General features: G+C 68.0%; 5 protein-coding genes. 3 read left to right on the top strand and 2 right to left on the bottom strand.

Features of this window, described 5'->3' with window-relative positions; all coding sequences use genetic code 11:
• The 3 genes from A5663_RS00170 to gluQRS form a co-directional block, all read left to right on the top strand.
• Nucleotides 1-929: ATP-dependent DNA ligase (locus tag A5663_RS00170; RefSeq protein ID WP_068142891.1), on the top strand; the 929-nt coding region annotated here is incomplete at its 5' end.
• Between the two features lie 61 nt (nt 930-990).
• Nucleotides 991-1,416, top strand: a complete 426-nt coding sequence (locus A5663_RS00175) for a hypothetical protein (protein ID WP_068142892.1) — start codon at nt 991-993, stop codon at nt 1,414-1,416.
• A 16-nt stretch (nt 1,417-1,432) separates the two neighbouring features.
• Entirely contained in the window at nt 1,433-2,299 is an 867-nt protein-coding gene (gene gluQRS, locus A5663_RS00180; RefSeq protein ID WP_197503247.1) for a tRNA glutamyl-Q(34) synthetase GluQRS, read from the top strand.
• Here gluQRS and A5663_RS00185 read toward each other — a convergent pair.
• Both A5663_RS00185 and A5663_RS00190 read right to left on the bottom strand, forming a co-directional pair.
• Nucleotides 2,287-3,585 carry an acetyl-CoA hydrolase/transferase family protein gene (locus tag A5663_RS00185; RefSeq protein WP_068142894.1) on the bottom strand — a complete coding sequence of 433 codons (1,299 nt, stop codon included), beginning with the start codon at nt 3,583-3,585 and terminating at the stop codon, nt 2,287-2,289. The genes gluQRS and A5663_RS00185 overlap by 13 nt on opposite strands.
• A gap of 26 nt (nt 3,586-3,611) precedes the next feature.
• Nucleotides 3,612-4,283: tRNA guanosine(34) transglycosylase Tgt (locus tag A5663_RS00190; RefSeq protein WP_156744215.1), on the bottom strand; the 672-nt coding region annotated here is incomplete at its 5' end.

Genomic DNA, 4,283 nt, shown 5'->3' on the forward strand with positions numbered 1-4,283 from the left:
GCCGCTACTTTCCCGAGGTCATCGAGTCGGTGCGCGACGAGTTGGCGGCGCGGTGCGTGCTGGACGGCGAGATCGTCGTGCCCCGCGAGATCGACGGCCGCACCCGGCTGGACTGGGAGTCGCTGAGCCAGCGCATCCACCCAGCCGAATCGCGCATCAAGATGCTCTCAGCACAGACCCCCGCACACTTCATCGGTTTCGACGCACTGGCCACCGGCGACACGTCGCTGATGAAGGAACCCTTCCGGGTTCGCCGCGACGCGCTGCTCGGCGCCGTGACAGAGAAACAGTGGTGTCATGTCACGCGCACCACTGAGGACCCGGAACTCGGCGCCCGCTGGCTCGAGCAGTTCGAGGGCGCCGGCCTCGACGGCATCGTCGCCAAGCCGTCGCACATCACCTATCAACCGGACAAGCGGGTGATGTTCAAGATCAAGCATGAGCGCACCGCCGACTGCGTGGTGGCCGGCTACCGGGTGCACAAATCCGGCGAGGATGCGATCGGGTCGCTTCTGCTCGGGCTGTACAAGCCGGACGGGACGCTGGCATCCGTCGGCGTCATCGGCGCGTTCCCGATGGCCCGGCGTCGGGAGCTGTTCGCCGAATTGCAGTCGCTGAGAACGACATTCGACGAGCATCCGTGGAACTGGGCCGCTCACACCGCCGGCGGCAATCAGGCCGGCGCGGGAGACCGCACGCCGCGTCGCAACGAGGGCTCACGCTGGAACGCGGGCAAGGACTTGACGTTCGTGCCGCTGCGGCCCGAGCGGGTGGTCGAGGTGCGATACGACCACATGGAAGGCGAACGGTTCCGCCATACCGCACAATTCAACCGCTGGCGCCCCGACCGGGACCCTCGCTCGTGCACCTACGAACAACTCGAGCAGCCGGTTACCTTCAAGCTCGCCGACATCATGCCCGGGCTGTGACGACGGGGCGGATCGTTCAGAATAGGCCAATTTTGCGTGCCGAACGTGTGATGCTGCCTGCATGGCTCTCCTTCGCGCCGCCGCAGCAGCCGCAGCCATCGCCGGCGTAGCCGTCGGATTGGCAAGTCCGGCATCGGCTGACGGCCGTCTCGAGGGCAACTATCGGTTCGTCAACGGCGCGACGACCAACACGTGGGCGATCACCACACAGTGCAACCCCCAGGGCGTCTGCGCTGGAACGGTGTCGAGCTCGACGGGCATGATCGCGCAGATCAGCCGGTCGGCGGACGGGCCGTGGATGGTGCAACGCCACGATGTATTCAACGGCTGGACGTGCCCCGACGGCAGTACCGGCACCGGGGATCTGTCGTATGCGTTCGACCCTGTCAGCCTCACGGGCACAGTCACGTACACGTCGAAACCCGGCGCCTGCAACGACCCCAACTCACGGTCACGGGAGAACCCCGTCAGCTTGCAGCCTTTGTAATAGCTAGATTTCGGTGATGAACGCCGGCAGGTTCGCACCGAGTCCGTCCGCCGACCTGCACATCGGCAACCTGCGCACCGCGCTGCTCGCGTGGCTGTTCGCCCGTTCGACCGGCCGGCGCTTCCTCGTCCGCGTCGACGACCTCGACGACCGCACCTTCGCCGACATCGGCCGTCGTCAACTGGACGACCTGGCCGCGATCGGGCTCTCGTGGGACGCGGTCGAATGGCAGTCGGAGCAGCCGGCCCGCTACGACGCCGCGATCGAAGAACTGGCGAGCCGAGATCTGCTGTACGAATGCTATTGCAGCCGAAAGGATATCGCTCAGGCGCCACGAGCGCCGCATGCGCCGCAGGGCGCCTATCCCGGCACCTGCCGCAACCTCACCGACGCCGAGCGCGCGGCGCGGCGGGCTGAGATCGGGCGACCGCCCGCACTGCGGCTGCGCACCGACGCGACCGTGTACACCGTCGACGACGTGTTGCACGGCGACTACACCGGCATCGTCGACGATTTCGTGGTCCGCCGCGGCGACGGCGTTCCGGCCTACAACCTTGCGGTCGTCGTGGACGACGCTGCGCAGGGCGTCGACCAGGTGGTGCGGGGCGACGACCTGCTTTCGTCATCGCCGCGGCAGGCCTATCTGGCCCGCCTGCTGGGCTACGCCGAGCCCACGTACGCCCACGTCGCGCTGGTCCTCAACGAGGACGGGGCGCGGCTGGCCAAGCGGGACGGTGCGGTGACGTTGGCGGAGATCGGCGTAGATCGCGCGCTCACCCAGATCGCCGCCTCGTTGGGTTGGCGGGCTCACGACGTCGACGGCATGCTAGCCGCCTTCGACCCGGCTCGGCTGCCGCGCCGTCCCTGGATCTACGTCCCCTGACTCGCCGCGAGCAACTCGTCGCGAAACTGCGGATGTGCGATCGCCGCGAGAGCCTCGGCGCGTTCGTGAACGGTCTTACCCTCCAACTCCGCGGCCCCGTACTCGGTCACGATCACGTCGACCTGATGTCGCGGCGTGGTGATCACCGCTCCCGGCGCGAACCGCGGCACGATCCGCGACTGCAGCACGCCGTCCTTCTCGAACGTCGAAGGCAGACAGATCAGTGAGCGGTCCGACAGCTCGAGACCCGCGCCGGCGACGAAGTCCTCCGCGCCGCCGATTCCGCTGAACTGGTCGCCGCCGATCGTGTCGGCCACCACCTGGCCTTGAATGTCAACGGCCAGAGCGCCGTTGATCGACGCCATGTTGCTGTTGGCGGCGATCACCTCCGGCGCGTTGACGATCTCGACGGGCAGGAACGCGACGTCGCGGTTGCCGTCGAGCCAGGCGTAGAGCTCGGCCGAGCCGAACGCGAACGTCGTGACGCTGACCCCGTCGTAGACGCCCTTGCCCGTGTTGGTGACCTTGCCCGCGCGGTGCAACCGCATGCAGCCGTCGGTGAACATCTCACTGTGCAAGCCGTATCCACCGCCACCGCCCTCGGCCAACAGCGTCGCGATCTGATTGGGGATCGAGCCGATGCCGGTCTGCAGTGTCGCGCCGGAGGCGATGAACGCGACGGCGTTACGCGCGATCGCCTTGTCGACCTCGGTGGGCGCCGCGTCGCCACCGGGCAGTGCGATCGGCGCGTCGGTCGAGTGCACCAGGATGTCGATCTCGTCGACGTGCAGTACATGCCGATGACCTTCGCCGAGGCCGAACGTGCGGGGGTAGGCAGGCGACGCCTCGACGATCAGCAGGCGCTCGGGATCGGCTGCGGCGCGGTGCAATTCGTTGACCGTGCCGCCTGCGTGCAGGGACAGCGAGCACCAGCCGTCGGCGTCGGGCGGCGTCGCGACGGTCGTCATCACCCGCGGGGACTGACGCTCGAGCAGCGGTCCGAAGCGCCGGAAGTCGGCCGGCACGAACTGGACATCGGCGCCCATGTCCCGCAGTGCGCGCTCGAGCGGGCCGTAGAAACCCGAGAGGTAGCGCACACCCGTCCGGTTGAACAACTGCGTGCCGACTGCGAGCAACGCGCCGTACACGCGCAGGTCCGTCCAGTCCGTGCGTTCGCCCAACGCCCGCATGACCGCGGGCGGCTGGCCGGGGCCGAGTGGCATGCCCAAGGTGTCGTCAGGTTCAAGCCGCGCGGCGGCCTGTTCGGCGGTGAGCTCGATCGGCATGGCACTCATCCTTGCGCGAAAGGGGGTCAGCGGGCGTAGTAGCGGCCCAGCACGTCGGCGCGCAGTTCGTCGAACTCCCCCGCGTCGATCGCCGCGCGGATCCGGTCGACGAGCGACACCACGAACCGCTCGTTGTGAATGGTGCACAACGTCGCCGAGAGGATCTCCCTGGCCTTGAACAGATGGTGCAGATAGGCCCGGGTGTAGTGCGTGCAGGTGTAACAGTCGCAGTCGGCGTCGACGGGGTTGAAGTCGCGCCGGAACCGCGCATTGGTGATGTTGAAGCGACCGGTGGTCGAATACACCGCGGCGTTGCGTGCCACGCGCGACGGGGACACGCAGTCGAACGTGTCGGCGCCCGCCGCGATGGCGTCGAACAGGTCGTCGGGCTCACTGATGCCCAGCAGGTGCCGCGGCTTGTCGGCGGGCAGTTCCTCGCACACCCAGCCCACGATGGTCGCCAGGTTCTGCTTCTCCAGCGCACCGCCGATGCCGTAGCCGTCGAAGCCGATCGACACCAGTCCGCGCGCGGCCTTCCTGCGCAGGTCCTCATACTGCGCGCCCTGCACGACGCCGAACAGCGCCTGCTTCGGCTTGTCGGGCCGGGCCTCCTGCAACCTGCGATGTTCGGCCAGACAGCGGACGGCCCACTCGTGGGTGCGCTGCACCGAGCGCTCCTGATATCCGCGGGTGTTGAC

This window comes from Mycobacterium sp. E740 (assembly GCF_001672895.1).
In the GTDB taxonomy this organism is placed as follows: Bacteria; Actinomycetota; Actinomycetes; order Mycobacteriales; family Mycobacteriaceae; genus Mycobacterium.

Bases quoted from the DNA above. Each gene is read 5' to 3' on its own strand.
- A5663_RS00175 (WP_068142892.1), top strand. From the start codon at position 991: ATGGCTCTCCTTCGCGCCGCCGCAGCAGCCGCAGCCATCGCCGGCGTA.
- gluQRS (WP_197503247.1), top strand. From the start codon at position 1,433: ATGAACGCCGGCAGGTTCGCACCGAGTCCGTCCGCCGACCTGCACATC.
- A5663_RS00185 (WP_068142894.1), bottom strand. From the start codon at position 3,585: ATGCCGATCGAGCTCACCGCCGAACAGGCCGCCGCGCGGCTTGAACCT.